1 pseudogene is annotated in these 456 nt (G+C 61.4%); it reads left to right on the forward strand.

From position 1 onward, the window contains the following. A pseudogene (locus IL252_RS17320) lies at positions 1–453 on the forward strand (cell division protein); the annotation flags it as partial. Between the last annotated feature and the right edge of the window lie 3 nt (positions 454–456).

A 456-nucleotide genomic window follows, 5' to 3' on the forward strand; every position in this document is an offset into this window, starting at 1 on the left:
ATCAACACTCTCTCGGATTCGGGTTTCACTACGCTTGGCTACGCCAGTCAGGACCTGCAAGCGGACGATGGCGGCAGTGACGAGACAGTCATAGACCACCTCAAGAACCGTTTTCTCGGCGACAACTCGGACGACGTCGACGAAATCGAGGCATACAACGCCGTCGAGACGACACTTCGCCGCGCTGTACGCGGCAAACTGACGGCCCAGTGCGAGCTGGATTCGGTCGACAGGGCCCTGGCCGTGTTTGCCGGGCCGCCCGCGTGGTTGATCCGGGATGCCGTTACCGACGGGCGGCGATGGCTCACGGAGGAACTGCAGTCACCGGAGGTACGGAGCGGCGATATGCCGACGCCGGACCGGGACACGCTGTCGGTTTTAGTCGTACTTAGCGGCGTCACGGAACTGCCGCGACTGGTGGAACTCAAAACGCTGGTCGACGAATCAAAATGAGAC

The organism is Halomicrobium sp. IBSBa (assembly GCF_017612575.1).
Lineage (GTDB): Archaea > Halobacteriota > Halobacteria > Halobacteriales > Haloarculaceae > Halomicrobium.